This is a genomic window from Phenylobacterium sp., from assembly GCF_030680185.1.
Lineage (GTDB): Bacteria > Pseudomonadota > Alphaproteobacteria > Caulobacterales > Caulobacteraceae > Phenylobacterium.
This window is the reverse complement of the sequence record NZ_JAUXVZ010000062.1, coordinates 25743-52038: the sequence shown is the minus strand read 5'-3', so window position 1 is coordinate 52038 and position 26296 is coordinate 25743. Positions and strand designations below refer to the sequence as shown.

At 68.1% G+C, this 26296-nt stretch carries 24 protein-coding genes; 15 read left to right on the top strand and 9 right to left on the bottom strand.

The features are described 5' to 3' along the window. The first annotated feature begins 172 nt into the window (after window positions 1-172). Window positions 173-1384, top strand: a complete 1212-nt coding sequence (locus Q8L83_RS17140) for a class I SAM-dependent RNA methyltransferase (protein WP_305289247.1) — start codon at window positions 173-175, stop codon at window positions 1382-1384. Here Q8L83_RS17140 and Q8L83_RS17135 read toward each other — a convergent pair whose 3' ends face one another. Next, window positions 1385-2461, bottom strand: coding sequence for a PA0069 family radical SAM protein (locus Q8L83_RS17135; RefSeq protein WP_305289131.1), 1077 nt, complete (start codon window positions 2459-2461; stop codon window positions 1385-1387). Window positions 2462-2540: 79 nt separating this feature from the next. Here Q8L83_RS17135 and Q8L83_RS17130 point away from each other — a divergent pair, with 79 nt between their 5' ends. Further along, window positions 2541-2999 carry a hypothetical protein gene (locus tag Q8L83_RS17130; protein WP_305289129.1) on the top strand — a complete coding sequence of 153 codons (459 nt, stop codon included), beginning with the start codon at window positions 2541-2543 and terminating at the stop codon, window positions 2997-2999. A gap of 8 nt (window positions 3000-3007) precedes the next feature. Here Q8L83_RS17130 and Q8L83_RS17125 read toward each other — a convergent pair whose 3' ends face one another. Together Q8L83_RS17125 and Q8L83_RS17120 are read right to left on the bottom strand one after the other, a co-directional pair. Beyond that, complete coding sequence (locus tag Q8L83_RS17125) at window positions 3008-4618, bottom strand: lytic transglycosylase domain-containing protein (RefSeq protein WP_305289127.1); 1611 nt, start codon at window positions 4616-4618, stop codon at window positions 3008-3010. Between the two features lie 69 nt (window positions 4619-4687). After that, window positions 4688-5527 (bottom strand): uracil-DNA glycosylase family protein, encoded by an 840-nt coding sequence (locus Q8L83_RS17120; protein WP_305289125.1) that lies wholly within the window; start codon window positions 5525-5527, stop codon window positions 4688-4690. 144 nt (window positions 5528-5671) lie between these two features. Here Q8L83_RS17120 and Q8L83_RS17115 point away from each other — a divergent pair, with 144 nt between their 5' ends. Genes Q8L83_RS17115 through Q8L83_RS17105 form a run of 3 tightly spaced genes read left to right on the top strand, consistent with a single transcriptional unit; the run spans window position 5672 to window position 10010 of the window. After that, window positions 5672-7345, top strand: coding sequence for an electron transfer flavoprotein-ubiquinone oxidoreductase (locus Q8L83_RS17115; RefSeq protein WP_305289123.1), 1674 nt, complete (start codon window positions 5672-5674; stop codon window positions 7343-7345). Window positions 7346-7391: 46 nt separating this feature from the next. After that, window positions 7392-9107 (top strand): lipopolysaccharide assembly protein LapB, encoded by a 1716-nt coding sequence (locus Q8L83_RS17110; RefSeq protein WP_305289121.1) that lies wholly within the window; start codon window positions 7392-7394, stop codon window positions 9105-9107. A gap of 12 nt (window positions 9108-9119) precedes the next feature. After that, the gene (locus tag Q8L83_RS17105; protein ID WP_305289119.1) at window positions 9120-10010 is read left to right on the top strand and encodes a 4-(cytidine 5'-diphospho)-2-C-methyl-D-erythritol kinase; all 891 of its coding nucleotides are present in this window, start codon (window positions 9120-9122) and stop codon (window positions 10008-10010) included. A 145-nt stretch (window positions 10011-10155) separates the two neighbouring features. Here the strand turns inward: Q8L83_RS17105 and Q8L83_RS17100 are convergent, their stop codons facing one another. Next, window positions 10156-11568, bottom strand: a complete 1413-nt coding sequence (locus Q8L83_RS17100) for an ammonium transporter (RefSeq protein WP_305289245.1) — start codon at window positions 11566-11568, stop codon at window positions 10156-10158. Window positions 11569-11604: 36 nt separating this feature from the next. Continuing rightward, entirely contained in the window at window positions 11605-11943 is a 339-nt protein-coding gene (locus tag Q8L83_RS17095) for a P-II family nitrogen regulator (RefSeq protein ID WP_305289117.1), read from the bottom strand. 382 nt (window positions 11944-12325) lie between these two features. On the opposite strand from Q8L83_RS17095, the gene Q8L83_RS17090 reads away from it, so the two are divergent. The 6 genes from Q8L83_RS17090 to ppdK all read left to right on the top strand — a co-directional run bounded on the left by Q8L83_RS17090 (window position 12326) and on the right by ppdK (window position 19841). Next, the gene (locus Q8L83_RS17090; RefSeq protein ID WP_305289115.1) at window positions 12326-13144 is read left to right on the top strand and encodes a fasciclin domain-containing protein; all 819 of its coding nucleotides are present in this window, start codon (window positions 12326-12328) and stop codon (window positions 13142-13144) included. A gap of 66 nt (window positions 13145-13210) precedes the next feature. Continuing rightward, window positions 13211-13654 (top strand): hypothetical protein, encoded by a 444-nt coding sequence (locus Q8L83_RS17085; RefSeq protein WP_305289113.1) that lies wholly within the window; start codon window positions 13211-13213, stop codon window positions 13652-13654. A gap of 79 nt (window positions 13655-13733) precedes the next feature. After that, window positions 13734-14636 (top strand): glycine--tRNA ligase subunit alpha, encoded by a 903-nt coding sequence (locus tag Q8L83_RS17080; protein ID WP_300576041.1) that lies wholly within the window; start codon window positions 13734-13736, stop codon window positions 14634-14636. Further along, the gene (locus tag Q8L83_RS17075) at window positions 14633-15142 is read left to right on the top strand and encodes a DUF2314 domain-containing protein (protein WP_305289111.1); all 510 of its coding nucleotides are present in this window, start codon (window positions 14633-14635) and stop codon (window positions 15140-15142) included. Before Q8L83_RS17080 ends, Q8L83_RS17075 begins: the two co-directional genes overlap by 4 nt. After that, on the top strand, window positions 15142-17142 hold the full coding sequence (gene glyS, locus Q8L83_RS17070) for a glycine--tRNA ligase subunit beta (protein ID WP_305289109.1): 2001 nt from the start codon (window positions 15142-15144) through the stop codon (window positions 17140-17142). Before Q8L83_RS17075 ends, glyS begins: the two co-directional genes overlap by 1 nt. 8 nt (window positions 17143-17150) lie before the next feature. Further along, complete coding sequence (ppdK, locus tag Q8L83_RS17065) at window positions 17151-19841, top strand: pyruvate, phosphate dikinase (protein WP_305289107.1); 2691 nt, start codon at window positions 17151-17153, stop codon at window positions 19839-19841. Between the two features lie 63 nt (window positions 19842-19904). Here ppdK and Q8L83_RS17060 read toward each other — a convergent pair whose 3' ends face one another. After that, complete coding sequence (locus tag Q8L83_RS17060; protein ID WP_305289105.1) at window positions 19905-21026, bottom strand: beta-ketoacyl-ACP synthase III; 1122 nt, start codon at window positions 21024-21026, stop codon at window positions 19905-19907. Between the two features lie 205 nt (window positions 21027-21231). Between Q8L83_RS17060 and Q8L83_RS17055 the strand changes: the two genes are divergently transcribed. From Q8L83_RS17055 to Q8L83_RS17045, 3 genes are all read left to right on the top strand, one after another. Continuing rightward, window positions 21232-21780, top strand: a complete 549-nt coding sequence (locus Q8L83_RS17055) for a porin family protein (protein ID WP_305289103.1) — start codon at window positions 21232-21234, stop codon at window positions 21778-21780. Window positions 21781-21900: 120 nt separating this feature from the next. Beyond that, window positions 21901-22290, top strand: a complete 390-nt coding sequence (locus Q8L83_RS17050) for a hypothetical protein (protein WP_305289101.1) — start codon at window positions 21901-21903, stop codon at window positions 22288-22290. After that, window positions 22287-23249: a sterol desaturase family protein gene (locus tag Q8L83_RS17045; protein WP_305289099.1), complete on the top strand. Its 963-nt coding sequence runs from the start codon at window positions 22287-22289 to the stop codon at window positions 23247-23249. The genes Q8L83_RS17050 and Q8L83_RS17045 overlap by 4 nt, the downstream gene beginning before the upstream one ends. Here the strand turns inward: Q8L83_RS17045 and Q8L83_RS17040 are convergent. Genes Q8L83_RS17040 through Q8L83_RS17030 form a run of 3 tightly spaced genes read right to left on the bottom strand, consistent with a single transcriptional unit; the run spans window position 23185 to window position 25367 of the window. Then, window positions 23185-24204 (bottom strand): NAD regulator, encoded by a 1020-nt coding sequence (locus Q8L83_RS17040; protein WP_305289097.1) that lies wholly within the window; start codon window positions 24202-24204, stop codon window positions 23185-23187. The two genes, Q8L83_RS17045 and Q8L83_RS17040, sit on opposite strands and share 65 nt — an antisense overlap. Next, the gene (locus Q8L83_RS17035; protein ID WP_305289095.1) at window positions 24204-24716 is read right to left on the bottom strand and encodes a tyrosine phosphatase family protein; all 513 of its coding nucleotides are present in this window, start codon (window positions 24714-24716) and stop codon (window positions 24204-24206) included. Before Q8L83_RS17035 ends, Q8L83_RS17040 begins: the two co-directional genes overlap by 1 nt. A 6-nt stretch (window positions 24717-24722) precedes the next feature. Continuing rightward, window positions 24723-25367 carry an HD family hydrolase gene (locus Q8L83_RS17030; protein ID WP_305289093.1) on the bottom strand — a complete coding sequence of 215 codons (645 nt, stop codon included), beginning with the start codon at window positions 25365-25367 and terminating at the stop codon, window positions 24723-24725. Between the two features lie 115 nt (window positions 25368-25482). On the opposite strand from Q8L83_RS17030, the gene Q8L83_RS17025 reads away from it, so the two are divergent. Next, on the top strand, window positions 25483-26295 hold the full coding sequence (locus tag Q8L83_RS17025) for a universal stress protein (RefSeq protein WP_305289091.1): 813 nt from the start codon (window positions 25483-25485) through the stop codon (window positions 26293-26295). The last annotated feature ends 1 nt before the right edge of the window (window position 26296 follow it).

Genomic DNA, 26296 nt, shown 5'->3' with positions numbered 1-26296 from the left:
CCCTTGAGTGGGTCGTTCATGTTCGTTCATCTTGCCTGCGACGAGCCAGCCGTGGCGTCGGGCGTCAAAATGTGAAATGGCCCTGGGGATGCGAAGTTCCAAGCCCGTCCGCCGTTCCGCCCCCCGTCCGCCGCCGGGACCCGGCCCCGAGATCGAGGTGACGATCGCCGAGATGGGTGGGGAGGGCGACGGCTTGGCGCCTGGGCCGATCTTCGCCTCCTTCACCTTGCCTGGTGAACGGGTGCGTGTGGCCGGGACCGGCGAGCGACGCAAGACCCTGGCGATCCTGGAGCCCAGCCCCGAGCGGGTCGAGCCGCCTTGCCCGCACTTCGGCCTCTGCGGCGGCTGCGCCCTGCAGCACTGGCGCACTGAATCCTACCTCGCCTGGAAGCGCGATCGCCTGATCGGAACCCTGGCCCGCCAGCATATCGAGACCGAGGTCCTGCCGATCTTCGCCTCGCCGCCGTTCAGCCGTCGCCGCGTGGCGCTGCACGCCCGCCAGGGCGCGCGGGGTGAGGCCCGCCTGGGCTACAAGATTCGCAATTCGTGGGACCTGGTGGACATTCAGGTCTGTCCCATCGCCGATCCCAAGATCACCGCCGCCCTGCCGGCCATGCGCCGTCTGGCGGCGCCGCTGTTCGAGCATCCGAAATCGGCGCCGACCCTGCACGTCACCGCCACCGATGACGGGATCGACATCGACATCACCGGCGTCGAGCGCAAGAGCGGCGGCCTGTCGGCCGACGCCCGCATGCGCCTGGCCGAGCAGGCCGCGGCCGGCGGTTTCGCCCGCGTCTCGATGGACGGCGAGATCGCCTATATGGACCAGACGGCCCCCAGCGTGCGCCTGGGCGATGTCCGCGTGGTCCTGCCGCCGGGCGCCTTCCTCCAGGCCGTGCCGGCCGCCGAGCGGGCCATGGTCGATTTCGTGGCCAAGGCCGCCGCAGGCGCCGAGTGGATCGCCGACCTCTATTGCGGCGTGGGCACCTTCACCTTCGCCCTGGCGCAGATCGCGCCTGTTTATGCCGCCGATGGCTCGGCCCCGGCCATCGCCGCGCTCAACGCCGCTGTCGCCACCGCGCCGGGCCTGAAGGGCGTCACAGCCGAAGCCCGCGACCTGGTCCGCCGCCCGTTGCTGATCCAGGAGATGAAGAAGATCGACTTGGCCGTCTTCGACCCGCCCCGCGCCGGCGCCGCCGAGCAGGTGGTCGAGATCGCGGGCTCCAAGGTCAGTCGCGTCATCGGCGTCTCCTGCAATCCCGCCACCTTCGCGCGTGACGCCCGCGCCTTGATCGACGCCGGCTTCCACCTGGAGCAGGTGTTGCCCGTGGATCAGTTCCTGTGGTCGCCGCATGTGGAGCTGGTGGGCGTCTTCAGCCGCTAGTCAGCCGAACAGATCCACCTGATCGCCGACGCGGGGCGGGACCTTGAAGGCCGATAGGTCGAGGTCGGGCAGGGTCTGGTCGAGGCCATAACGCCGGCGCGCCGCCCGGAACCTCTGGCCCATCATCTGGGCCACCGGACCCTGGCCCTTCATCCGGGCGCCGAAGGTGGCGTCATAGGCCTTGCCGCCGCGCATCTGGCGCACCAGCGACATCACCCGGGCCGCACGGTCGGGATGATCGGTGGCCAGCCATTCCTCGAACAGGTCCTTGATCTCCAGGGGCAGGCGCAGGGCGACATAGCCGGCGCCCACAGCGCCAGCCTGGGCGCTGCGCTCCAGCACCGCTTCCATCTCGTGGTCGTTCAGGCTGGGGATGGCCGGAGCGAACATCACCACCACCGGCACGCCGGCCCTCGCCAGGCCTTCCACCGCAGCCAGCCGCCGCTCCGGCGTGGCGGCGCGGGGCTCCATGCTGCGGGCCAGCTTGCGGTCGAGGGTGGTGATCGAGATGGCGACCCGCGTCAGGCCCCGTGACGCCATCTCGCCCAGGATGTCGGCGTCCCGCAGGATCAGGGCGGACTTGGTGATGATGGTGAAGGGGTGGCTGAACCGCTGCAGCACCTCCAGCACCTGGCGGGTCACCCGCTGCTGGCGTTCGATGGGCTGATAGGGATCGGTGTCGCCGCCGATATGGATGACCCGGGGCTCATAGCGCGGCGCCGACAGCTCCTTTTCCAGCAGGGCGGCGGCGTCCGGCTTGAAGAACAGCCGGCTCTCGAAATCCAGCCCGGGCGAAAGGCCAAGAAAGGCGTGGGCGGGCCGGGCGTAGCAGTAGATGCAGCCGTGCTCGCAGCCCCGATAGGGATTGATCGAGCGGTCGAAGCCCACATCAGGGCTGGTGTTGCGGGCGATGATCGTCCTGGCCTTGTCCGGCAGGACATGGGTGCGAAGCGGCATTGGCGCTTCGTCGTCTGCGGTCCAGCCGTCATCGAAGGCTTCGCGCTGCTGGCTCTCGAAACGCCCGCTGGCATTGGTGCGCGCGCCGCGGCCGCGGATCTGCTGAGTGAAGGTGACCATGGCGCCACAAACTAGCGGCCCGAATGGAACATAACAAGAACAGTATTGACCCGGCCGCCGAAGCGCCGCCTTTGGCGCCATGATCACTGTCATCGTGCCTGCCCATGATTCCGCCGAGGCCCTCGCCGGCCTGCTCGCCGCCCTGGTGCCGGCGGCTGTGGAAGGGCTGGTGCGCGAAGTCATCGTGGCCGATGGCGATTCCGATGCGGCGACCGCGGCGCTTTGCGAAGACGCCGGCGCGACCCTGCTGCGGGGCTCGATCGCTGCGGCCGCGGCCATCGCCAAGGGCAACTGGCTGCTGATCGTCACGCCTGAGATGCGATTCCCCAGCCGATGGATCGAGGTCGTGGCCGATCACAGCTCCCGCGCCACCCGGCCGGCTCTGCTGCTGCCGCCCCTGAAGAGCGGATGGTTTGCGGGCCGGCGACAGGCCAACAGTGCAGGGTTGTTGATCCGCACGCGAGACTTCGGCGGGACGCAGGGGGATCTGAGGGTGCTGCGGGCGCAGTTCGGCCGCGGCGCCGTGCGCCTCGGCTAGGGAAAACCCTAGAACTTCATCTTGCCGTCGAAGTCGAGGCGGGCGTCGATGATCCGGGCGCCACGGGCCGCTGCGTCCAGGGTGCTGGAGGGCTGGCCGAAATGGTCGCGATAGGACCAGTAGGCGGCCACGACCTTTTCCACATAGTTGCGGGTCTCGACCGAGGGCAGGCACTCGATGACCAGCAGGCTGTCGGCCTGGGGTCCGACCATGGCCACGGTCTTCTGCAGCGTGCCGGGGCCGCCATTATATGCCGCCACCACCTGGAGCAGGTCGTAGCCGACCCCGCGCTCCATGAGCCAGGTCAGGTAGTCCTGGCCGACGCGCAGGTTAAAGCCTGGATCGAAAAGCGGGCTCATATCCTGGCGCAGCTTGTCGTCGCCGGCCGCCCGAGCGGCTGCTTCCGGCATCAGCTGCATGAGGCCGACGGCGCCGGCGGGGGAGACCGCGGCAGGGTTGAACCGGCTCTCCTGATTGACGATGGCGTAGACCAGCGACTTGTCGATGGTGAAGCCCCACTTGGGCTCCAGCACAGGCGTCGGATAGGCGAAGGCCGTCCGCAGCCGGCCGGCCTGGTCGGCCTGGGAGGTGAGGGGGGCGTTCAGGCCCAGGGCGAGCGTGGTCCAGCGGCTGCGCTCAGGCCCGGTGCGGGCCAGGGTCAGGCCGGCGCGAAGCTCCAGCCCCGCTTCCAGGGTCAGGCCCACCTGGCTGAGCGCCACGGCGCGGTGGGCGCGCGGATCGGTCTTGGCGAACCGCAGGATGTCGACGCTATCGGCGCCTGCGCTCGAGGCGCGGAAGAGTTGAGCGCCCTGGCGCGACAGGCGCACGGGCGCGGTCTCTTCCCCCACCAGCGCCAGGCGGCGGTCGGCGATCATGCCGTAGAAGGTGCCAGGATGGTTGGCGGCCACCCGCAGGTGGGCGTTGGCCCGATCGATCTCTTCGCCCTTGGAGGCGGCGCGGGACGCCCAGAAGCCGCCGGCGGATTTCAGCCAGTCACCCTCGGTCTCGTCCCGGGCGACGGCGCTGAAGAAGCCTTCGGCCTCCTCGAAGCGGCCCATGCGATAGGCCGACATGCCGGCGATCCAGCGTTCGCCAGACGCGACGGCGAGGTCGTAGCCTCGGGTAAGGTCGCCGCCATAGAAGGCTGAGCGCGCCGCCCGGCCCTTATCGGAATTGAGTCGGCCGCCGACGCGCTGGGCGGCGGTCTCGACGCGGCCCCAGTCCAGGCCGGTGACCACAGGCGTGCGCGGGGCCGCGGCGCCTGCCGGACGGCGTTTGATGGCCAGGCCATAGACCCGCTCGGCGCCCGGCAGGTCGGCGTGGGCCGCAAGCCAGCTGCTCAGTTCCTCATAGGTCGAGGTGTGGGCGGTGGGATGCATGAGCTGACGGAAGGCGAGGTGGCCGGCCAGGGAACGATCCTTGATCTCGGCCATTTGCATCTGGGCTTCGATGAAGTCGCCGCGGTCCACGGCCGCGAAGGCAGCGCGATAGCGGGCCACGTCCCAGGGTGAAAGCACCTGGGGCGCCGCCCAGGCGTGACTGGCCGCGCCGCTGAGCGCGGCGGCGCTCACAGCGCCAAGGCCCAGGCGGAAGACCTGTCTTCGCGTCGATGTCGTCATACGACCTTCCACGTCCGCCGACATGTCGCAGCGGTTCCGTGGCCCTTTTCTCGAAGCTCGGGCGAAGGTCTAGTGGGGCCGGTCCGGCCGATCAAGCCTCTGCACCAATGAGACGAGATCGCTCCACGCTTTCTTCTTGGCTGCTGGCTGACGAAGCAGAAAGGCCGGGTGAAGAGTCGGCATGGCAGGCAGTTCGAGGCTTTCGTCCGTAGACCGCCACTCGAACCAGCGGCCCCGCATGGCCAGAATGCCCTCTTCGCGCTTCAGCATCGCCTTGGCCGAGGCGGCCCCCAGCAGCAGCAGAATCTTGGGAGAAACCAGCTCGATAGCGCGCTCGACAAAGGGGGCGCAGACCTTCTGTTCCTCTGGCGTCGGGGTTCGGTTGCCTGGGGGACGCCAGAAGACGGTGTTGGTGATGAACACCCGGTCGGTCAGGCCGGCCGCGGCGATCATGCGGTCCAGGAGCTGGCCGGCGCGCCCGACGAAGGGCTCGCCGCGGACGTCCTCTTCCTCGCCGGGGCCTTCGCCGATGATCATCACTGGCGCGTCGCTGGGGCCGCGGTTGAAGACGGCCTGTCGGGCCGCGCCCGCATAGCGCAGGCCGCAGCCCTCGAAGGCGGCGATGGCGGCGGCAAGTTCGGTCAGGTCCTTGGCTTCAGCCGCCAGGCGGCGGGCCAGGACGATCGCATCGTCCGCCTGGACCTTGGCGGCGTCGGCGCTGGCTGGGCCTGCGGCGGCCGCCGTCATCGGCGCTGGCGAAGGTTCGGCGCGGCGCGGGGGCAGGGTCAACCCTGCGGCGATCCGGTCGATCGCCTCGTCCTGGTAAAGGCAATCAACCCCGGCGTCGGCCCAGAAGGCGAGCAGGCTTTCGATCAGGATCTGTGGGGCCGGAGCGGCGGTCTGGTCCATACTTAGACGTCGAAATCCTTGAGATTCGCGGGGTTTGTCCTTGACCGCGCGGGGCCGACCTTCCGATAAGACGCGCAAAGGATCAACGTCGTCGGCGAGGGTGAGGGGCCCGCGACCGACCGACAAGAGGAGTGTGAGGGGATAATGAGCGAAGACGTCGAACGCGAGTCCATGGAGTACGACGTCGTCATCGTCGGGGGCGGGCCTGCGGGTCTTTCAGCTGCGATCCGTCTCAAGCAGCTGGCCGCCGAGGCCGGCGCCGAACTCAACGTGGCCGTTCTGGAAAAGGGCTCCGAGGTCGGCGCCCACATCCTGTCGGGCGCGGTGATCGATCCCATCGCCATGAACGAACTGATTCCCGACTGGAAGGACCAGGGCGCGCCCCTGGAGACGCCGGTCAAGAAGGACAAGTTCATCTATCTCGGTCCCCAGGGCGAGCTCGACATCACCTGGCTGCCGATGCCGAAGTTCATGATGAACCACGGCAACTACATCGCCTCCCTGGCCAATGTCTGCCGCTGGCTGGGCCAGCAGGCCGAGGCGCTGGGCGTCGAGATCTATCCCGGCATGGCCGCTTCCGAAGTGCTGTTCGACGAGAACGGCGCGGTCCGGGGCGTGGTCGCCGGCGTGTTCGGCATCGACAAGGACGGGAACAAGGGCGCCGACTATCAGCCGGGCGTCGAGCTCCTGGCCAAGTACACCTTCATCGGCGAGGGCGTGCGCGGCTCGCTCGCCAAGCAGCTGATCGCCAAGTTCGGCCTTTCCGAGGGCAAGGAGCCCCAGAAGTTCGGCATCGGCATCAAGGAGCTGTGGCAGGTTCCCGACGACAAGTTCCAACCGGGCCTCGTGCAGCACACCCTGGGTTGGCCGCTGGACGACAAGACCGGCGGCGGCAGCTTCATGTACCACTTCGGGGACAACTACGTGGCCATCGGCTTCGTGGTGCACCTGAACTACAAGAACCCCTGGCTGTCGCCCTTCGACGAGTTCCAGCGCTTCAAGCAGCATTCGGCCGTGCGGCCCCATCTGGAAGGCGGCAAGCGCATCGCCTATGGCGCGCGGGCTATCACCGAGGGCGGCCTGCAGTCCATCCCCAAGCTGTTCTTCCCCGGCGGCGCCCTGATCGGCTGCTCGGCTGGCTTTGTGAACGTGCCCCGCATCAAGGGCAGCCACAATGCGATGAAGACCGGCATGCTGGCCGCCGAGGCCGCCTTCGCCGCCATCCAGAACGGCCGCCAGGGCGACGAGCTGGCCGAGTACGAGACCGCCTTCAAGGCCTCGTGGGTCCACAAGGAACTGAAGATCGTCCGCAACACCAAGCCGATCATCGCCAAGTTCGGCACGGCGCTCGGCACCATGATCAGCGGCGTCGACATGACGATCAGCAATCTGACCGGCGGCTTCTCGATCTTCGGCACGATGAAGCACGGCAAGACCGACGCGGAGTCCACCGGCCTGGCCAAGGATTACAAGCCGATCGTCTATCCCAAGCCGGACAACGAGATCAGCTTCGACAAGCTGTCCTCGGTCTTCCTGTCGGCGACCAACCACGATGAGAACCAGCCGGCCCACCTGCGGCTCAAGGATCCGTCGGTGCCGATCGAGGTGAACCTGCCGAGGTTTGGCGAACCGGCGCGCCTCTATTGCCCGGCGGGCGTCTACGAGGTGCTCTACGACGAGGCCGGGCAGAACCCGAAGTTTCAGATCAACTTCCAGAACTGCGTTCACTGCAAGACCTGCGATATCAAGGATCCGTCGCAGAATATCGTCTGGACGACCCCCCAAGGGGGCGATGGGCCCAACTATCCGAATATGTGACGCACGCGCGCTTGCGGCGGCGCGTGGAAAAGGAAACCCTAGGGGGATGCGTCTTCGATCCCTGACCGTGACGGTCCCCCTGTTCCTTCTCGCCGCCTGCGCGAGCGCGGCCCCGCCCGGCGCGGGCCTGCCGGATCGCTCCTCCTATGGGCTCTTCCTGGCGGGGCAGGCGGCGCTCAATGACGGCGAGAGCCGTCAGGCGGCGGCCTATTTCGACCGCGCCGCCGATGTGAGCGCGCAGCCCGGCCTGCTGGCCGAACGCGCCTTCACCGCCGCCGTGCTGAGCGGCGAGATCGAGCGCGCCGCGGCGATCGCCCCTGTCGATGAAAGCGCGTCGGAGGGTGCCAAGCGTCTCGGACGGCTGGTGCGCGCCGTCGAGGCCCTGGCCGACGGCAAGGGCGCTGAATCCTACACCCTGTTGACCGAGCAGGAGATCGGCTTCCCCCATCGCACGGCCGCGGCCCTGCTGACGCCCTGGGCGGCTGCGGCGGCCGGCGACCAGCAGGCGGCGATCCGCAGGCCTGACGTGCCCGGTGATCGACTGGTGCAGTATTTCGGTATGTTGGGGCAGGCCTATCAGTTCGAGCGTGCGCGGCGCTATGACGAGGCCGAAACCGACTTCAAGGCGCTGACCGAAGGCGCCGAGGCCGCACCGATGCTGGTGATCGCCCATGGGGCGTTCCTGGAGCGCCGGGGACGGCGCGATGACGCCGTGGCGCTCTATGATCGCGCCCTGGCGAACTACCCCCGCGACACCGCCCTCAACGAGGCGCGCGCCAGGGCGCTCGCGCGCCGCAGTCCGCCGCCGCCGCCGACTGTTCGGCAAGGCGCCGCCGAGGCCATCCTGACCCCGGCCGCCGCCATGCTGGCCGCCCGTCAGAGCCAGTTCGCTTTGGCCTATGTGCGGCTGGCCCTGCGTCTGGATCCGGATCGCGTGGACGCCTGGATGATGGTCGGCGACCTGATGGGCGCCGCCGGAGACCTCGAGGCGGCGCGCGCCGCTTACCTGCGGGTGAAGCCAGGTCAGCCCGAATACGCCACCGCCCAGAGCAAGCTGGCCTGGAGCTATCAGGGCGCCGACGACACCGAGCGCGCCCTCGAGATCGCCCGGGCCAACGCCAGCCAGGGTGATCCCGTGGCCCTGCTCACCCTGGCCGACCTGCTGCGGACCAACGAGAAATACGCCGAGGCCATTGCGCCCCTGGACCAGTTGATCGCGGCCAGCCCGACGCCCGACTGGCGGCTTCTGTTCGCCCGGGGCGCGGCCTATGAGCGCCTGGGGGACTGGCCCAAGGCCGAGGCTGATCTGTCGGCGGCTCTGGAGCTCAATCCCAATGAGCCCGACATCCTGAACTATCTGGCCTATGGCTGGATCGACCGGGGCGAGCGCCTGGAAGAGGCCCTGGCCATGGTGCAGATGGCGGTGGACGCCAATCCGCGTTCCGGCGCCATGGTCGACAGCCTGGGCTGGGGCTATTACCGCCTCGGCCAGTATGACAAGGCCGTCGAAATCCTCGAAGAGGCGGTTGAGCTCGAGGCCGGCGATCCCGAGGTCAACAACCATCTTGGCGACGCCTACTGGCAGGTCGGGCGTCGGGACGAGGCCGTCTTCCAATGGCGGCGGGTCCTGACGCTGGAGCCCGACGCACGCATGCGCCAGGACGCCGAGGCCAAGCTGGAATCCGGGCTGGGACCACAGCCCAAGATCGCCGCCGCGGGCGAGGCCGTCGCCGATCCGGCGCCGCAACCCCTGGTTCGCTAGGGCGGCTCGGTCATGTTCGGACAGGCCTTTGCGCCGGCCAAGGTCAATCTCTTCCTGCATGTCGGCGCGCCCGGCGACGACGGCTATCATCCGCTGAGTTCGTTGCTGGCCTTCGCCGATGTGGGCGATCGCCTCTCCCTGACGCCCGCTGACGCCCCCGAGTTCCGACTCACCGGCCCCTTTGCGGCAGATCTTGCGGGGGGAGGGGACAATCTTGTGGTGCGGGCGGCCAACGCCTTGCTGGCCGCCCAGCGGGGGCCCCGGCCGCCGGTCGGCCTGATCCTGGACAAGGCCTTGCCCGTGGCGGCAGGCGTGGGTGGCGGCTCCAGCGACGCCGGGGCGGCCCTGCGGCTCCTGCGGGCGGCCTGGGCGCCGGACATGCCCGACCAGGCGCTGCAGGCTGTCGCTGCGGGCCTGGGCGCCGACGGGGCGGCCTGTCTGTGGGGCGCGCCGGTCCTGGCCGAGGGACGCGGGGAGGTGCTGACGCCGGCGCCTGGCCTGCCGCCCTGTCCTGCGGTCTTGATCAATCCGGGGGTTCCGGCCTCCACCGCCGCGGTCTACGGCCAGTTTGACGCCCTGGGCGTCTTCGGCGAGGTCTCCCCCCCGCCCATGCCGGACGCCTTCGAGAGCGTCGAGGAATTGGCCGGCTGGCTCAGCCTGCAGCGCAATGATCTTGAGGCGGCGGCCATCTCGATCGCGCCCCAGATCGGTGACGTCCTGGCCGATCTCGCCGCCGAGCCCGAAGTCTTGCTGGCCCGCATGTCGGGGTCTGGCGCCACCTGCTTCGCCCTCTGCGCCAGCGACATCGAAGCCGAACAACTGGCCGAGCGCCTGGAGAGCTTGCGCCCCGACTGGTGGGTGCGCCGTTGCCAACTGGGCGGTCCCTGGCCCGACGAGACCTGATCAGGTGTCCTTGCGCCGGCCCCTATGAGGGCTGGACCTTGCCCTTTGGCTGATCACCTTCGCTCGATCCATTGAGCCCAAACGAAAACGGGGGCCCCGAAGGACCCCCGTTCCACTGCGTCAGACCCTGAGGTCGGTCGCAGACCTATTCGTGCAGGGATTCCCCATGCTGCGAGAGGTCGAGGCCTTCGACTTCCTCTTCCTCGGAAACCCGCAGTCCGGTGGTGAACTTGCAGATCATGAGGATGACGAAGCTGGCGATCGCCGACCAGGCCACGGTGCCCAGCACGCCGATGAACTGCGTGATCGGGCTGGCGGCCGCCGCGGTTTCTTCGCCCACGATGGCCGCGTCGACCAGGACGCCGGTGAGGATCGCGCCGACGATGCCGGCGATGCCGTGGACGCCGAAGACGTCGAGGCTGTCGTCGTACTTCAGCAGCTTCTTCAGCCACACCGCGCCCACATAGGCCGCCGCGCCGCCGATGACGCCGATGATCAGCGCGCCCTGCGGGCTGACGAAGCCGGCGGCCGGCGTGATGGCGACGAGGCCCGCGATGGCGCCCGAGGCCAGGCCCAGCATGCCGGGCTTCTTGCGCTCGACCCACTCGATGATCATCCAGGAGACGACCGCGCCGGCGGTGGCGACCTGGGTGTTCAGCATGGCCACGGCCGCAAGACCGTTGGCGGCGACGGCCGAGCCGGCGTTGAAGCCGAACCAGCCCACCCACAGCAGGGCGGCGCCGATCATGGTGAGGACCAAGTTATGCGGCGCCATGTTCTCGACGCCGTAGCCTTTGCGCTTGCCCAGAACGATGGCGCAGACGAGACCGGCCACACCGGCGTTGATGTGCACCACGGTGCCGCCGGCGAAGTCGAGGACGCCTTCTTCGCTCAGGAAGCCGCCGCCCCAGACCCAGTGACAGACCGGCGCATAGACCACCAGCGACCACAGGACCATGAACAGCAGCATGGCCGAGAACTTCATCCGCTCGGCGAAGGCGCCGGTGATGAGGGCAGGCGTGATGATGAAGAAGGTCATCTGGAACACCACGAACAGGTATTCCGGGATCGAACCCGACACCCCTTCGTAGGACACCCCGCTCAGGAACGCATTGCTCAGCCCGCCCACAAACGGGTTCAGGGCGGCGTTGCCGTTCTCGGAGAAGGCGAGGGAATAGCCCACGACCATCCACAGCACGCTCATCACCGCGGTGATGGCGAAGCTCTGGGCGACGGTGGCGATGACGTTCTTCTTGCGGACCATGCCGCCGTAGAACAGGGCCAGGCCCGGGATGGTCATCATCAGGACCAGGGCGGTGGAGGTCAGCATCCAGGCGGTGTCGCCGCTGTCGATGGTGGCGACTTCTTCCTCGACCACTTCTTCGACGACTTCGGCGGGCGCCTCAACGGCCGGGGCGGCGTCGGCGACGGGTGAGGACTCCTCGACCATGGCCTCGGCGGGCGGCGGCGCTTCCTGCGCCCAGGCCGAGGCGGCAGGCGCCCCGACGATGGCGGCGGCGAGCATGAGCCCTGCCAGCCGTTTGAAATTCAATGACAACATTTGACTATCCCCTTGTCCCGTTTCGTTGCGCCCTTAAAGGGCGGCGGCCCCGGTCTCGCCGGTGCGAATACGCACAGCGTCCTCGACGTTGACGACGAAGATCTTGCCGTCGCCGATCTTGCCGGTGGCCGCAGCGGCCTTGATGGCCTCGACAGCCTTGGCGGCGGCCGCGTCGTCCACGACGGCCTCCAGCTTGACCTTGGGCACGAAGTTCACCTGGTACTCCGCGCCGCGATAGATCTCGGTCTGGCCCTTTTGGCGGCCATAGCCTTTGACTTCCGAGACCGTCAGGCCTTCAACGCCGGCCCCGACGAGCGCTTCGCGCACGTCGTCCAGCTTGAAGGGTTTGACGATCGCCATGATCAGTTTCATCCGCTCGCTATCGCGACGGCTTTACGCCGTGCGTCCCCTTTTTGGTTCGAGCCGTCACCAAGCCCCATGGCCCCATTCCGACGGTGTCGGTTGACGGCGACTGTTACGCTATCGACGGTCGGCCAAACGGGGTGGCGCCGCACATCCTCCGGTTAAGGAAAGCCTGTGGCTGGTCGTTTTGTGGGCGCGCAGGGGCCGCCACTGCACAAACTATAATCACCCGCCCCATATCCGCCGTCGGCTTGGGCGCCGCGGTGCTCGCAAGCGCCGCCGTGATCACGAGGCCGTGATGTCTGGCAACTGATCGGCGGCGGTCGCGTAAACCTCTCGACCCACGGTCCGGGCGCTCCGGGTCGTGCTCCCAACTGACGAGAGGATGAACATGCATCTGACCCGCCTGATGACCGCCACGGCCGTCGCCGCCCTGATCGCCGGCGCAGCCCACGCCCAAGACGCCATGACGCCCGCGCCCTCCACGCCGTCGGAAGGCGTTCCCGCCGCCCAGGCTGGCGCTGCGGCCCGCGCTTCGACGCAGGTCGCCCCGGCTGGCGATATTGTCGAGACGGTCCAGGCTTCCGGTCAGTTCACGACGCTGGTGAAGGCGCTGGAGGCGACCAACCTGGTGGGCCTGCTGAAGGACAACAGCAATCTCACCGTGTTCGCCCCCACGGACGCCGCCTTCGCCGCCCTGCCGGCCGATGAGCTCGATCGCCTGATGGCCGAAGAGAACCGCGCCGAGCTGCAGAAGCTCCTGACCTATCACGTGGTCAACGCCGTGCTGGATGGCTCCAAGATCGAAGGCGCCAAGGGTCCGGTGCCGACGGTGGCCGGTGAGAATGTCGAGGTCGACGGCAGCAGCGACACCTGGATGGTGGGCCAGGCCCGCGTCACCCAGGCCGATATCATGGCCGACAACGGCGTTGTCCATGTGGTCGACAAGGTGCTGACGCCCGGCGCCGTCCCGGCCGCCGCCGCCACGCCGCCGGCGGACGCCGCCGCTGGCGCTGATGCTTCGGCCACGTCAGAGCCGGCTCCGGCTGAGACCGAAGCAGCGCCCACCGGCATGGACTCTGACACATCTGCGACGGCGCCCGCCGAGGAAAGCGCCATGCAACCCATTCCGGACACCCCGGAAAACCGCGCCGAGTATGGCGCGCCCCTCTCGAACGCCGGTGAGAACTCGGCGACGAGCGGCAACTAAGCCCAGAGTCTGACAGGACGGCGGGGGGGACCTGCAGGCTTCGTTGAAACGCAAAGGAATGCAGCAATGAACCTTAAACTGATCCTCTCCGCCGCTTCGGCCGCGGCTCTACTGACCGCTGGCGCCGCTCAGGCCCAGACCGCCTACGGCGCAGCCCAGGGCGAAATGAACACCCAGGCCAGTCCGGCGGACGCGGGCACGGGTCTTCCCTCTGCGGACTCCACCCAACCGACTGGCGCTGAGGCCGGAGCAATGACGTCGGGCGGCATGTCTACTGGCGCCCAGACCGACTCCGACATGTCCGGCGCCGTGAACGCCCCCGGCGCCGTCGCTAGCGGCGACGCGACGGCGGCCACCGAGACCGGCACCATGGCCTCGGCGACCACCTCGGCCTCGGCCGAGACTGAAATGGTCACCAACGGGCCGATCCCCGACACCGAGGAAAACCGGGCCAAGTACGGCGAGCCGGACTCCCGGGCCGGCAAGGCGAGCACGCCTAGCGGCAACTGATCTTCGCCGCGCGCTTGATGCACAGGTCGGCGGGCCCTATGGTCCGCCGACTTTTTTTGCGCCTGCAAATCAGCCCCAGATGTCCTCAGAAAAACCGCTCTCGTTTCAGGGCCTGATCCTGAAACTCCATGACTATTGGAGCCGCCAGGGTTGTGTGATCCTGCAGCCGCATGATGTGGAGGTGGGGGCAGGCACCCTCCACCCGGCCACGGTGCTGCGCGCGCTCGGCCCAAAGCCGTGGCGGGCGGCCTATGTGCAGCCCTCCCGCCGCCCGGCGGACGGCCGATATGGGGAAAACCCGAACCGCCTTCAGCACTATTACCAGTACCAGGTGATCCTGAAGCCGAACCCGGACGATCTGCAGGACCTCTATCTGGGCAGCCTGGAGGCCATCGGCCTCGACACCCGCCTGCACGACATCCGTTTCGTCGAGGACGACTGGGAAAACCCCACGGTGGGCGCCTGGGGCCTGGGCTGGGAGGTCTGGTGCGATGGTATGGAGGTCACCCAGTACACCTACTTCCAGCAGGTGGGGGGCGTGGACGTCTGGCCGGTGGCCGGCGAGCTCACCTACGGGCTGGAGCGGCTGGCCATGTACCTGCAGGGCGTCGACCATTTCACCGACCTGGCCTTCAACGATCCGGACGGCCCCGCGCCCATGACCTATGGCGAGGTGTTCCTGGAGAATGAGCGCCAGCAGTCGACGGCCAATTTCGACGGCTACGACGTCGCCACCCTGAAGCGCCAGTTCGAGGACATGGAGACCCAGGTCCCGCGCCTGCTGGCGATGAAGGGGCCCCAGGGGCAGGCCATCGTCCTGCCGGCCTATGACCACGTGCTCAAGGCCAGCCACCTGTTCAACCTGATGGACGCCCGCGGCGCCATCGCGGTGGCCGAGCGCCAGAGCTATATCGGCCGCATCCGGGACCTGACCAAGATGTGCGCCGAGGCCTGGGTGGCCAATGAGGGGGGCAACGCATGAGGCCCGCCCTGTTGGCCCTCTGCGCTGGACTGATGATGACGGCCGCCGGCTGCGCCGAGGCGCGGCCGGAGAGCGAAGAAATGGTCTTCGTCACGGAAGACGACCCAGCCGTCGTCGCTGCGATGGCGCAGGCGCAGGAAACCCTGCCGATCTTCTGGCGTCTCCATGAGGCTCCCCCTCCGGGATACAGCGAGTTCGCCGTGAAGGTTGGTCTTCCCACGGTGTCCCGGGATGGGGAGGAGCACATCTGGGTCTTTGACGTGGTGCGCGAACCGGACGGCGGCCGCGGAACGCTCGCCAACCCACCCGATGATCTCGGAGATCTTCGGTACGGCTCGCTGGTCACCTTTAAAGACGAACAAGTCAGCGATTGGCAGTATGAGAAGGGCGGCAAGCTCTACGGCCATTTCACCACGCGCGCGCTGATGGACCAGTGGAACGAGGTTCAGCGCGCCGAAGGTCGAGAACGTCTTTCGCCGCAACCGCTTGAGGCCGGAGTCCAGTAATGCCTCAGCTGCTTCTCGAGCTCTTTTCCGAAGAGATTCCGGCCCGCATGCAGGCGCAGGCCGCTCGCGACCTGGAACGCATGGCCCGTGAGCGCCTGGCCGAGCAGGGCTTCCTGCCCGAGGCCATGACCGCCTTCGCCGGCCCGCGTCGCCTGACCCTGGTGATCGAGGGCCTGCCCGAAGCCCAGGCCGACCGCACCGAAGAGCGCAAAGGTCCTCGTGTCGGCTCGCCGGAAAAGGCCATGGAGGGTTTCCTCCGCTCCACCGGCCTGACCCTCGACCAGCTGGTCGAGCAGGACGGCGTCTGGTTTGCGAAGATCGAACGCAAGGGCCGTCCGACCCCGGAGATCATCGCCGAGATGGTCGAGTCCATCGTGCGCAACTTCCCCTGGCCCAAGTCCATGACCTGGGGGCGGGGGACCCTGCGCTGGGTCCGGCCGCTGAAGCGGATCGTCTGCGTGTTCGACGGCGTGGTCGTCCCCTTCGTTATCGACGGGATCGCCAGCGGCGAGACCAGCGAGGGCCACCGCTTCATGGGCGACGCCAAGCCTTTCCGCGCTCGGAACTTCGACGAGTATCAGACGGGGCTTTCTGCGCACTTCGTCGTCCTGGACGCCGAGGAGCGCAAGGCGGCGATCCTCGAAGGCGCCCGCACCCTCTGCTTCGCCCGCAATCTGGAGCTGGTCGAGGACGAGGGACTGCTGGCCGAGGTTTCGGGCCTGGCGGAATGGCCGACGCCGGTGCTCGGCGACATGGACCCGGCCTTCCTCGACCTGCCGCCGGAGGTGATCCGCACCTCCATGCGGACGCACCAGAAGTATTTCGCCGTTCGCAACCCGGCGACCGGGGGCCTGGCGCCCCACTTCATCACGGTGGCCAACATCCAGGCCGCCGACGGCGGCGCGGCCATCGCCGCGGGCAACGCCAAGGTGCTGTCGGCGCGGCTGTCCGACGCCCGCTTCTTCTGGGACGAGGATCGCAAGGTCCTGCTGGAAGACCGGCTGGACAAGCTCAAGGGCGTCACGTTCCACGCCAAGCTGGGCACGATGTTCGAGCGCGTGGAGCGGATTACGCAACTGGCGCGTCGCCTTGCGCCTCTGGTCGGCGCGGACCCGGACGCTGCGGCCAAGGCCGCGCGGCTGGCCAAGGCCGACCTGGTGACCGGCATGGTCGGCGAGTTCCCCGAGCTTCAGGGGCTGATGGGCGGCTACTACGCCCGCGCCGAGGGCCTGGACCCCGACATCGCCGACGCCATCCGCGATCACTACAAGCCGCAGGGGCCAGGCGACGCTGTCCCCGCCAGCCCGCTTGGCCAGGTGCTGGCCCTGGCCGACAAGCTCGACAGCCTGATCGGTTTCTTCGGAATCGACGAAAAGCCTACGGGCTCCAAGGACCCCTACGCCCTGCGGCGCGCGGCGCTTGGCGTCATCCGCATCGTGCTGGAAGGCGGCCTGCGCCTGCCGATCCGAGAGATCGCGGGCGACGAACTGGTCGCCTTCTTCGCTGACCGCCTCAAGGTGCTCCTGAGAGAGCAGGGGCGTCGCCACGACCTGGTGGACGCGGTGTTCGCCCTGGGCGACGACGACCTGGTGCGTATCGTGGCGCGGGTCGAGGCCCTGGACGGCTTCCTGACCACCGAGGACGGCGCCAACCTGCTGGCCGGCTACAAGCGCGCCACCAACATCCTTCGCGCGGAGGAGAAGAAGAGCGCTCTTCCGAACGGCCCGGCGGTCGCCATGGATGGCGCGCCGGCTGCGGAACTGGCCCTGGTCCAGACCCTGGCCGGCGTCGAGCCGGCAGTGGTCCAGGCCTTGGCCGCCGAGGATTTTGTGGCCGCCATGCAGGCGCTGTCTGGTCTGCGCGGACCCGTGGACGCCTTTTTCGAACAGGTTCTGGTGAATGCTGAAGACGCCGCGGAACGGGACAACCGTCTGCGGCTTCTGAGCCAGGTTCGCGACGCCATGGGGCGCGTGGCGGATTTCAGCCAAGTGACGGGATGAGTGGGACGATGACGAGCCTGACTAAGACGCGCTGGGTCTATGCCTTTGGCGGCGGGGCCGCCGATGGCGACGCCTCCATGAAGAACCTGCTGGGGGGCAAGGGCGCCAACCTGGCCGAGATGTCGTCCCTGGGCCTGCCGGTGCCCCCGGGTTTCACCATCACCACCGAGTGCTGCACCCACTATTACGCCAACGAGCAGCGCTATCCCGACGACATGAAGGCCCAGGTCGAGCAGGGGCTGGCTCGGGTTGAAGAGCTGACCGGCAAGCGCTTCGGCGACGCCGAGAACCCGCTGCTGGTCTCGGTGCGCTCGGGCGCGCGCGCCTCCATGCCCGGCATGATGGACACTGTCCTGAACCTAGGCCTCAACGACCAGACGGTCGAGGGCCTGGCCAAGCTGTCGGGTGACCGCCGGTTCGCCTTCGACTCCTATCGCCGCTTCATCCAGATGTATTCCAACGTGGTCCTCGACCTGGACCACCACATGTTCGAGGAGATCCTCGACGAGCATAAGGAGCGCCTCGACGTCACGGTGGACACCGCCCTGACCGCCGAGGACTGGGAAAAGGTCGTCGCCGACTACAAGAAGGCCGTCGCCGCCGAGATGGGCGCGGACTTTCCGCAGGACCCGCAGGCCCAGCTCTGGGGCGCGGTGGGCGCGGTGTTCGCCAGCTGGATGAACGACCGGGCCAAGTTCTATCGCCGCATGCACGACATCCCCGAGAGCTGGGGCACGGCGGTGAACGTCCAGTCGATGGTGTTCGGCAATATGGGCGAGACCTCGGCCACCGGCGTGGCCTTCACCCGCAACCCGTCCACCGGCGAGGCGCGCCTCTATGGCGAGTTCCTGATCAACGCCCAGGGCGAGGACGTGGTGGCCGGCATCCGCACCCCCCAGGCCCTGACCAAGATCGCCCGCGAGGAGATGGGGGACAAGTCGCCCTCCATGGAGGAGGCCCTTCCGGAGGTCTTCGCCCAGTTCAAGGAGGTCGTCGGCCGCCTGGAAACCCACTACCGCGACATGCAGGACATCGAGTTTACGGTCGAACAGGGCCGGCTCTACATGCTGCAGACCCGCAACGGCAAACGCACCGCCAAGGCCGCGTTGAAGATCGCCGTGGACTTGGCCGCCCAGGGCGTGTTGACCCACGAGGAAGCGATCATGCGGGTCGAGCCGGCCTCGCTCGACCAGCTGCTCCACCCGACCATTGACCCGTCCAGCGAGCGCGACGTGATCGCCCAGGGCCTGCCGGCCTCGCCCGGCGCGGCCACCGGCAAGATCGTCTTCGACGCCGATGAGGCCGAGCGCCTGGCGGCCATCCATGAGTCGGTGATCCTGGTCCGCGACGAGACCAGCCCCGAAGACATCCACGGCATGCATGCGGCCAAGGCGATCCTGACCGCCCGCGGCGGCATGACCAGCCACGCCGCCGTGGTCGCCCGCGGCATGGGTCGCCCTTGCGTCTCCGGCGCCGGCGAGGTGCAGATCCATCCCAAGGCCGGTGAGTTCCGCGTCCGCGGGCGCATCTTCAAGGCCGGCGACGTCATCACCGTCGATGGCTCCACCGGCGAAGTTCTGGCCGGCGCCGTCAAGATGATCGAGCCCGAGCTGACCGGCGACTTCGCCACCCTGATGGTCTGGGCCGACGGCCTGCGCCGGCTGAAGGTGCGGGCCAACGCCGAAACGCCGCTGGATGCGCGCACCGCCCGCCAGTTCGGAGCCGAGGGCATCGGTCTCTGCCGCACCGAGCACATGTTCTTCGAGGAAGACCGCATCGCCGCCGTGCGCGAAATGATCCTGGCCGACGACGAAAAGGGCCGCCGCACGGCCCTGGCCAAGATCCTGCCCATGCAGCGCGCCGACTTCGTGGAGTTGTTCACCATCATGGAGGGCCTGCCGGTCACCATCCGGCTGCTCGACCCGCCGCTGCATGAGTTCCTGCCCCACACCGAAGAAGACCTGAAGGCCCTGGCCCAATCGTCGGGCCTGGAGCTTTCGGCCCTGGAACGGCGGGTGAAGGAACTGCACGAGACCAACCCGATGCTGGGCCATCGCGGTTGCCGCCTGGGCGTTTCCTACCCTGAAATCTACGAGATGCAGGTCCGCGCCATCTTCGAGGCGGCCTGCGAGATCGCCGAGAGCGGCAAGACCCCACCGTGCCCGGAGATCATGCATCCGCTGGTCGCCAAGGGCGAGGAGATGAAGTTCCTGCGCCTGCTCACCGACCGGGTGGCCAAGCAGGTGCTGGAGGAGCGCAAGCTCGACTTCCCCTATCTGGTGGGCACCATGGTCGAGCTGCCCCGGGCGGCGATCCGGGCCGCCGACCTGGCCGAGAACGCCGAGTTCTTCTCCTTCGGCACCAACGACCTGACCCAGACCACCTTCGGCATCAGCCGCGATGACTCGGGCCGCTTCCTGGCGGCCTATATGGACAAGGGCATCTTCGAAAAGGACCCCTTCGTCAGCCTCGACCAGGAGGGCGTCGGCGACCTGATCCGCATCGCCACCGAACGGGGCCGCGCCCAGCGGCCGGAGATCAAGCTCGGCATCTGCGGCGAGCATGGGGGGGATCCCGCCTCCATCGATTTCTGCGAGCGGGTCGGCCTCGACTATGTGAGCTGCTCGCCCTACCGGGTGCCGATCGCCCGGCTGGCGGCCGCCCAGTCGGCCATCGGCGAACGCGAGAAGGATCGGTAGACAGACAAAAGGCCCGCCGGATCGTCCCGGCGGGCCTTTCACTTTCGGACGCTGGCTTCGGCCTCAGCGCTTGCGGACGAAGACGGTGCCGGCCGAATACCCTGCGCCGAACGAGCAGATCAGGCCCATCTCACCGGCGTCGAACCCGTCATTGGCCTTGTGGAAGGCGATGATCGAACCGGCCGAAGAGGTGTTGGCGTACTCATCCAGGATGATGACGTTCTCTTCCGGCGTCGGGTCGCGACCCAGCACCTTGCGGCCGATCATGTCGTTCATGTTGATATTGGCCTGATGCAGCCACAGGCGCTTGAGCGCCGTGGGATCGAGGGCCAGGTCCCGGGCGTGCTCGACGATCATTTCCGAGACCATCGGCACAACCTCGCGGAACACCTTGCGGCCCTCCTGGACGAACAGCTTGTCGCGGGCTTCTGCGCCCTCGGGCGCGGCGCGGTTCAGGAAGCCGAAATTGTTGCGGATATTGTTGGAGAAGACGGTCTTCAGCCGCGTGCCGACCACGTCCCAGCCCTGACCGGGCGTGGCGTCGTCCGCAGCCTCGACGATCACCGCGGTGGCCACGTCGCCAAAGATGAAGTGGCTGTCGCGGTCGCAGAAGTTCAGGTGGCCCGAGGTGATCTCCGGATTGACCATCAGCACCGCCTTGGCCGAGCCCGTGGCGATATAGTCGGCGGCGGTCTTGATGCCGAAGGTGGCCGAGGAGCAGGCGACGTTCATGTCGAAGGCGAAGCCCTCGATCCCCAGGGCCTGCTGCACCTCGATGGCCATGGCGGGATAGGCCCGCTGCATGTTGGAGGCCGCACAGATCACCGCCCCGATCTCGCTGACCGGCTTGCCCCAGGTCTCCAGGGCCTGGCGGGCCGCGGCGACGGCGATCTCCGCCAGGATGGAGATCTCTTCGTTGGGTCGCTCGGCGATCACCGGGCGCATGATGTCCGGATCGATGAGGCCGGACTTGTCCATCACATAGCGGGACTTGATGCCCGAAGCCTTCTCGATGAAGGCCTCCGACGATGGCGTCAGGGCCGCGACTTCGCCCGCCGCGATGGCCTCGGCGTTGCGGGCGTTGAAGCGCTCCACATAGGCGTTGAAGGTCTCCACCAGCTCGGCGTTGGTGAGGGTGTTGGACGGGGTGTAGAGCCCCGTGGCGGCGATGACGGCGTGATGCAAGATCGCTTCTCCGAAGACAGCCTCTTCCGGGCTTCGCCGGTTTGATACCACGGCCGAGGCGAAAAGCGGGCAGGGGGCGATGTGGCTCTTTCGTCACACTCTGTGGCTGCCTCGCAAAGGTCCGCAGGCGGACAGGAATTCGCCCCGATTGCCGCCGATGAGGAGCCGCTCGGGGGAGCGTGTCCCCAAGTTCGGAGTACCTAGTATGAAGTCTCTCACCACCGCCGCCGCGACCGTGGCCGTCCTGGCCGCCGCGCCCGCCGCCGTTCAGGCCCAGTCGATGTCGGCCCCGGAAATCTATGGTTCGGTCGGCTACGCCCATGCCGACGCCGGCGACTTCGATCTCGGCGCGATTCAGGGCCGCCTGGGCGCTAAGCTGACCCCCTATCTGGGCGTGGAAGGCGAACTGGCGTTTGGCGTGAAGGACGACACCTATCGTCCGCCGGTGAGCATCGGCGGCTCGCCGATCGACGTGGAGCTCAACCACAGCGCCGCCATCTATGGCGTCGGCTTCCTGCCGATCACCCCGCAGGCCGACCTGTTCGCCCGCGTCGGCTATGGCACCACCGAAATCGAAGCCTCGGCCGCCGGCATCAGCAGCAAGGCTGATGGCGAAAGCTGGAACTTCGGCGTCGGCGGCCGCTACTTCCTGGACGGTCAGAACGGCTTCCGTGCGGATTACACCCGCCAGGAATTCCAGGACGACGGCGGCTCGGCCGACGTCTGGGCCGTGGGCTACGTCCGCAAGTTCTAAGCCTTTCCGACCCCGTTTTCGGGTCTGAAGCGACGGCGCGTCCCAGCTCGGGGCGCGCCGTTTTGCTTGACCGGGCCGCTTTCGGAGCCGACCGTGACCCCTCTGGGGAGGATAAGCGCGGTGGACAAGGCGTTCCTTATACAGTTCAGCAGCTCTCTGGCCGCCGTCGGCGTGCTGGTGGGATTGTCGGCCTGGGCGCGGATCGGCCGCCCGGCCCGGACCCTGGACGAGGCCCGCGCCCGGGAGCTGTTCTTCGAAGACTTTCCAGACAGGCCTATCGAACGGCTCTGGATCACCCGCGACGGCAAGGGCGCCTTGGCCCGCTCGGGCGCCTGCGCCTTGGTGCTGATGGCGGTCGGCGACGGCTTTGCCGTTCGCCGGTTGTCCTGGTGCCAGGCCAGTTCGGCCATGTTCAAGGGCGGCGTGCTTTCGATCCATCTGGGCGACGTGGCCGCGCCAACGGCCCTGCTGGCCTTCGACAACTGGCCGCCTGCTGACCTGGCCGCATGACCTCCGACATCGACCCCGTCGCCCTGGCGGTGCCGTTCTTCGTGCTGGCGATCGTCCTTGAAATCATCCTCGGCCGACTTGGGCGGGCCAAGGCCGACTACGAGCCGCGGGACACCTTCACCTCGCTGGCCATGGGCCTGGGGAGCACCACAGCGGGCCTGCTGACCGGCGGCGTGATCGTCGCAGCCAGTCTGTGGGCCTACGAGCACCGTCTGTTTCAGATTCCGATGACGGCGATCTGGGCCTGGGTCGCGCTCTTCCTGCTGGAGGACATGACCTATTACTGGTTCCACCGCCTGGCCCATGAGCGCCGGTTCTGGTGGGCGAGCCACGTCAATCACCACACCTCCCAGCACTACAATCTGTCGACGGCGCTGCGTCAGACCTGGACCGGCGGCGTGGCCGGGACCTGGCTCCTGTGGCTGCCGCTGTCCCTGATCGGTTTCCCGCCGGCCATGGTGGCGATCCAGAAGGGGATCAGCCTCGTCTACCAATTCTGGATCCACACCGAGGCCATCGGGAAAATGCCCCGGTGGTTCGAGGCCGTGTTCAACACGCCCTCCCATCATCGGGTCCACCATGCGCGCAATCCGCGGTACCTCGATCGCAACTATGCCGGGGTCCTCATCATCTGGGACCGCCTGTTCGGCACCTTCCAGCCCGAGCTGGCCGAGGAGCCCTGCCGCTACGGCGTGGTCAGGAACCTGGCGACCTTCAATCTCCTGCGGGTCGCCTTTCATGAGTGGGTGGCGATCGGGCGGGACCTTCTGACCGCGCGCTCCCTGCGCGAGGCGGTCGGCTATCTCTTTGGCCCCCCGGGCTGGAGCCTGGATGGCAGCCGCGAGACCTCGGATCAGATCCGGGCGCGCTGGGCGGCGAGCCAGCCCCAGACGCTCAGTCGCGAAGCAGCGGAAGCGACAAGCCCGACACCGGCCGCGCGCTCAGAATCTCTCGTCTGAACCGGAAGAGCTCGGCCGGCCTTCCGCCGGTGTCGGTGTCGATCCGACCCAGGCCCTCGACCAGCCCGCTGCGCTCCAGCACCCGGCGGAAGTTCTGCTTGTGGAGCGGCGCCCCGGCCACCGCCTCTACAGCCCGCTGCAGGGCCGACAAGGTGAAGGCCTCCGGCATCAGTTCGAACACCACGGGGCGATACTTGATCTTGCCCCGCAGGCGGCTGAGCGCCGTGGCCAGGATTCGCCGGTGGTCGGAGATCATCGGCGCCCCCAGCGCCGCGGCCAGGGCTTCGGATCGCTCGCCGCCGGCCTCGCTGCGGTCCCGGGCGGCTTCGGGCGCCAGGCCCGCCCCATAGAGCAGCTCATAGCGCTCCAGCACCCGCTCTTCGTTCCAGGGCGCGCCGTCCAGGGCGAAGGCCAGCCGCGCCCGGGCCAGGCGCGTGGCGCGTAGGGGCGCAGGGGCGGAATTGGCCCAGCGCCGCAGGGCGTCCTCGATCAACTCCACGGCGGCTGGTCGGCCCTGGCGCCAATCCTCCCACGGGAAAAACCGTGTCCAAGGGGCCCAGGCGGTGTCCGGCGCTTCGGTCTCCACAGCTGTCGGAGTCAGGGCCAGATAGCCCACCGAGATCACCCGGCTTACCGCTGCGCCATGCCCTGCATCGCCGCCGCCCATATCGGCCAGGGGGGCGTCACGACCGCGGTCGCCGAAGGTGTAGAGCTGTTCCACATAGCCGAGATCGAACCGCGTCTGGGCGGTCACGAAGGCGCGCAGTGCCAGCTCGAACGTACGATGCGCGTCCGGGTCGAATGGGCCGAAGGGCAGGCCGGCAAGATCCGATGTGGCGGCGGCCCCTTCGCCCCTGGGCTTCACGGTCAGGACCATGGCCTCGCCGTCGCGCACCGCGACGACCACGGCCGACAGGCCGATGACAATGGGGGGATGGGCCTGGCCTGCGGCCATCAGTGGCGCGCGGCGAAGTCGAAGGGGGAGCCGAGACTCACAAAGCCGTTGCCGCCAATCGCGGCGATCGCGTCCACCATCCGCCCCTGGCGGCCCAGCATATCGTCGGCCAGCGCGATGATCCGGCGGTTGGGATAGGCGTGAGGGGCCAGGCTGCGCAGGGTCCAGGCGATGGCGGCCTCGTCGGCGTCAGGGCTTCTCGCGCAGGCCAGGGTGAAGGCGCTGGCGGTCGAGCGGCTGATCCCGGCCCAGCAATGAACGACCATCGGATCGCGCTCGTCCCAGGACTCGGCGAAGGTCAACAGGCGGCCCACCAGGGTCTCGTCGGGCGCGGTCAGGCCTTCGGCCGGCTGGGCGATGTCGTTCACCCCCAGCTTGAGATGGCGCTCAGCAACGATCCCATCGGGCGTTTCGATCATCGTCGTGGGATCGAGCAGGGTCACCACATGGGACGGCCTGCGCGCGGCGATCACCGAAGGCAGGTCGGCCAGGCCGCAGACGATGATCGTCATGTCTGGCTACTCCGTATCGAATGCGGCGTCGGCCGGGGCGAATCCCGCAGCCTCCGACAGCACATGATAGCGCTGAATGTAGCGCGCCTGCGCCTGGGATGCCGACTGCGGCTCGATGACAAGGTCGTACCCCTCCGGCGGCGCGCCGAAGAAGTCCAGGGCCTCATGGGCCGCGAAGCCAGCCAGTTGCGTGGCCTCATAATAGGCGCAGGCATGGTCGGCCCGCTTGATCAGGGCTTTCACCCCGGCCGGAGCCTTGGCCGGCAGGCCGAACCGCACATGGATGGCGGTCTCCAGACGCTCTTCGAACAGCCTGTAGTCCAGCCCCAGGGCCTGCTTGAACGGCGAGATCATGTCGCCGATCACATACTCGGCCGCATCGTGCAGCAGCGCGGCCAGGCGCCAGCGGGGCTCGATGTCCGGCTGGATGTGCGCGACGATCTCTTCCACCACAATGGAATGCTGGGCGACCGAGAAGGCGTGATCGCCGATGGTCTGACCATTCCAGCGCGCCACGCGGGCCAAGCCATGGGCGATGTCCTCGATCTCGATGTCCATGGGGGAGGGATCGAGCAGGTCCAGCCGACGGCCTGACAGCATGCGTTGCCAGGCGCGCGGTTCGCGCACATTGCGACGCAGCCCTTTCTTCATCGCGGCGTTCCTCTCACAGTCCTATGGTCCCGCTGTATCGGTGCGCGGCTTGGCGCAGATCAATGCACGCATAGATCACGGGACGCATCATCCTGTTCTCAGGAAAGGGAATCAAATGACGTGGGCGAGAATCATGGCGCCGCTGTCCGGCGGCGAAGGCGATCGTGTTGTTCTGGAGGCTGGCGCGCTGATCGCCGGAGCCTTCGACGCGGAACTGGCCGGGATCTACACGCCGGCCGACGTTGCCGATGTCATGCCCTGGATGGGCGAGGGCTTCATGGGCGGCGTGCAGGCGACGGCCCTGGAGTCCCTCAAGGAGGCCGCAGCCGTCGGCGAAAAGAAGGCCCGCGAAGCCATGGCCGCCTTGGCCTACGGCTCCAAGAGCTTCATGGCCCTCGAAACGCCCGTCTGGGCCAACCTTTCCGCCGAGAGCCGGCTGTCGGACGTGGTGGTGTTTTCCGATGAGCCCGGCCGTGGCCGGGGTCCGCTGTCGGAAGCCTTCCAGGAGGTCCTGGCCGACGAGCAGCGACCGGTCCTGATCGCGCGTCCGGGGCTCAAGGTCGGCGGCACGGTCGCCGTAGCCTGGGACGGGGGCAAGGAAGCCTCCCGCGCCGCGCGCCAGGCGACGCCCCTGCTGCAAAAGGCCTCCAAGGTGGTGATCCTGACGGCGCCGCGGGCCACCACGCGCGCTCTCGATCCGGGTCGTCTGCAGGCCTACCTGGCCGCCCGCGGCGTCAAGGCCGAGTGCGAAGTGCTGCCGGATTCCGGCGAGGCCGCGCCGATGCTGCTTTATGCGGCCGAGAAGGCCGGGGCCGAGATCCTGGTGGCCGGCGCGTTCGGCCATCCCCGGCTGCAGGAGTTCATCTTCGGCGGCACCACCCGTTCGCTTCTGGCGGCCGATTCCCCGTCCCTGTTCCTGTCCCACTAGT

Bases quoted from the DNA above. Each gene is read 5' to 3' on its own strand.
- Q8L83_RS17045 (WP_305289099.1), top strand. From the start codon at position 22,287: ATGACCTCCGACATCGACCCCGTCGCCCTGGCGGTGCCGTTCTTCGTG.
- Q8L83_RS17095 (WP_305289117.1), bottom strand. From the start codon at position 11,943: ATGAAACTGATCATGGCGATCGTCAAACCCTTCAAGCTGGACGACGTG.
- Q8L83_RS17135 (WP_305289131.1), bottom strand. From the start codon at position 2,461: ATGGTCACCTTCACTCAGCAGATCCGCGGCCGCGGCGCGCGCACCAAT.
- ppdK (WP_305289107.1), top strand. From the start codon at position 17,151: ATGACGAGCCTGACTAAGACGCGCTGGGTCTATGCCTTTGGCGGCGGG.
- Q8L83_RS17105 (WP_305289119.1), top strand. From the start codon at position 9,120: ATGTTCGGACAGGCCTTTGCGCCGGCCAAGGTCAATCTCTTCCTGCAT.
- Q8L83_RS17115 (WP_305289123.1), top strand. From the start codon at position 5,672: ATGAGCGAAGACGTCGAACGCGAGTCCATGGAGTACGACGTCGTCATC.
- Q8L83_RS17075 (WP_305289111.1), top strand. From the start codon at position 14,633: ATGAGGCCCGCCCTGTTGGCCCTCTGCGCTGGACTGATGATGACGGCC.
- Q8L83_RS17085 (WP_305289113.1), top strand. From the start codon at position 13,211: ATGAACCTTAAACTGATCCTCTCCGCCGCTTCGGCCGCGGCTCTACTG.
- glyS (WP_305289109.1), top strand. From the start codon at position 15,142: ATGCCTCAGCTGCTTCTCGAGCTCTTTTCCGAAGAGATTCCGGCCCGC.
- Q8L83_RS17055 (WP_305289103.1), top strand. From the start codon at position 21,232: ATGAAGTCTCTCACCACCGCCGCCGCGACCGTGGCCGTCCTGGCCGCC.
- Q8L83_RS17035 (WP_305289095.1), bottom strand. From the start codon at position 24,716: ATGACGATCATCGTCTGCGGCCTGGCCGACCTGCCTTCGGTGATCGCC.
- Q8L83_RS17025 (WP_305289091.1), top strand. From the start codon at position 25,483: ATGACGTGGGCGAGAATCATGGCGCCGCTGTCCGGCGGCGAAGGCGAT.
- Q8L83_RS17110 (WP_305289121.1), top strand. From the start codon at position 7,392: ATGCGTCTTCGATCCCTGACCGTGACGGTCCCCCTGTTCCTTCTCGCC.
- Q8L83_RS17030 (WP_305289093.1), bottom strand. From the start codon at position 25,367: ATGAAGAAAGGGCTGCGTCGCAATGTGCGCGAACCGCGCGCCTGGCAA.
- Q8L83_RS17130 (WP_305289129.1), top strand. From the start codon at position 2,541: ATGATCACTGTCATCGTGCCTGCCCATGATTCCGCCGAGGCCCTCGCC.
- Q8L83_RS17125 (WP_305289127.1), bottom strand. From the start codon at position 4,618: ATGACGACATCGACGCGAAGACAGGTCTTCCGCCTGGGCCTTGGCGCT.
- Q8L83_RS17040 (WP_305289097.1), bottom strand. From the start codon at position 24,204: ATGGCCGCAGGCCAGGCCCATCCCCCCATTGTCATCGGCCTGTCGGCC.
- Q8L83_RS17120 (WP_305289125.1), bottom strand. From the start codon at position 5,527: ATGGACCAGACCGCCGCTCCGGCCCCACAGATCCTGATCGAAAGCCTG.
- Q8L83_RS17140 (WP_305289247.1), top strand. From the start codon at position 173: ATGGGTGGGGAGGGCGACGGCTTGGCGCCTGGGCCGATCTTCGCCTCC.
- Q8L83_RS17090 (WP_305289115.1), top strand. From the start codon at position 12,326: ATGCATCTGACCCGCCTGATGACCGCCACGGCCGTCGCCGCCCTGATC.
- Q8L83_RS17080 (WP_300576041.1), top strand. From the start codon at position 13,734: ATGTCCTCAGAAAAACCGCTCTCGTTTCAGGGCCTGATCCTGAAACTC.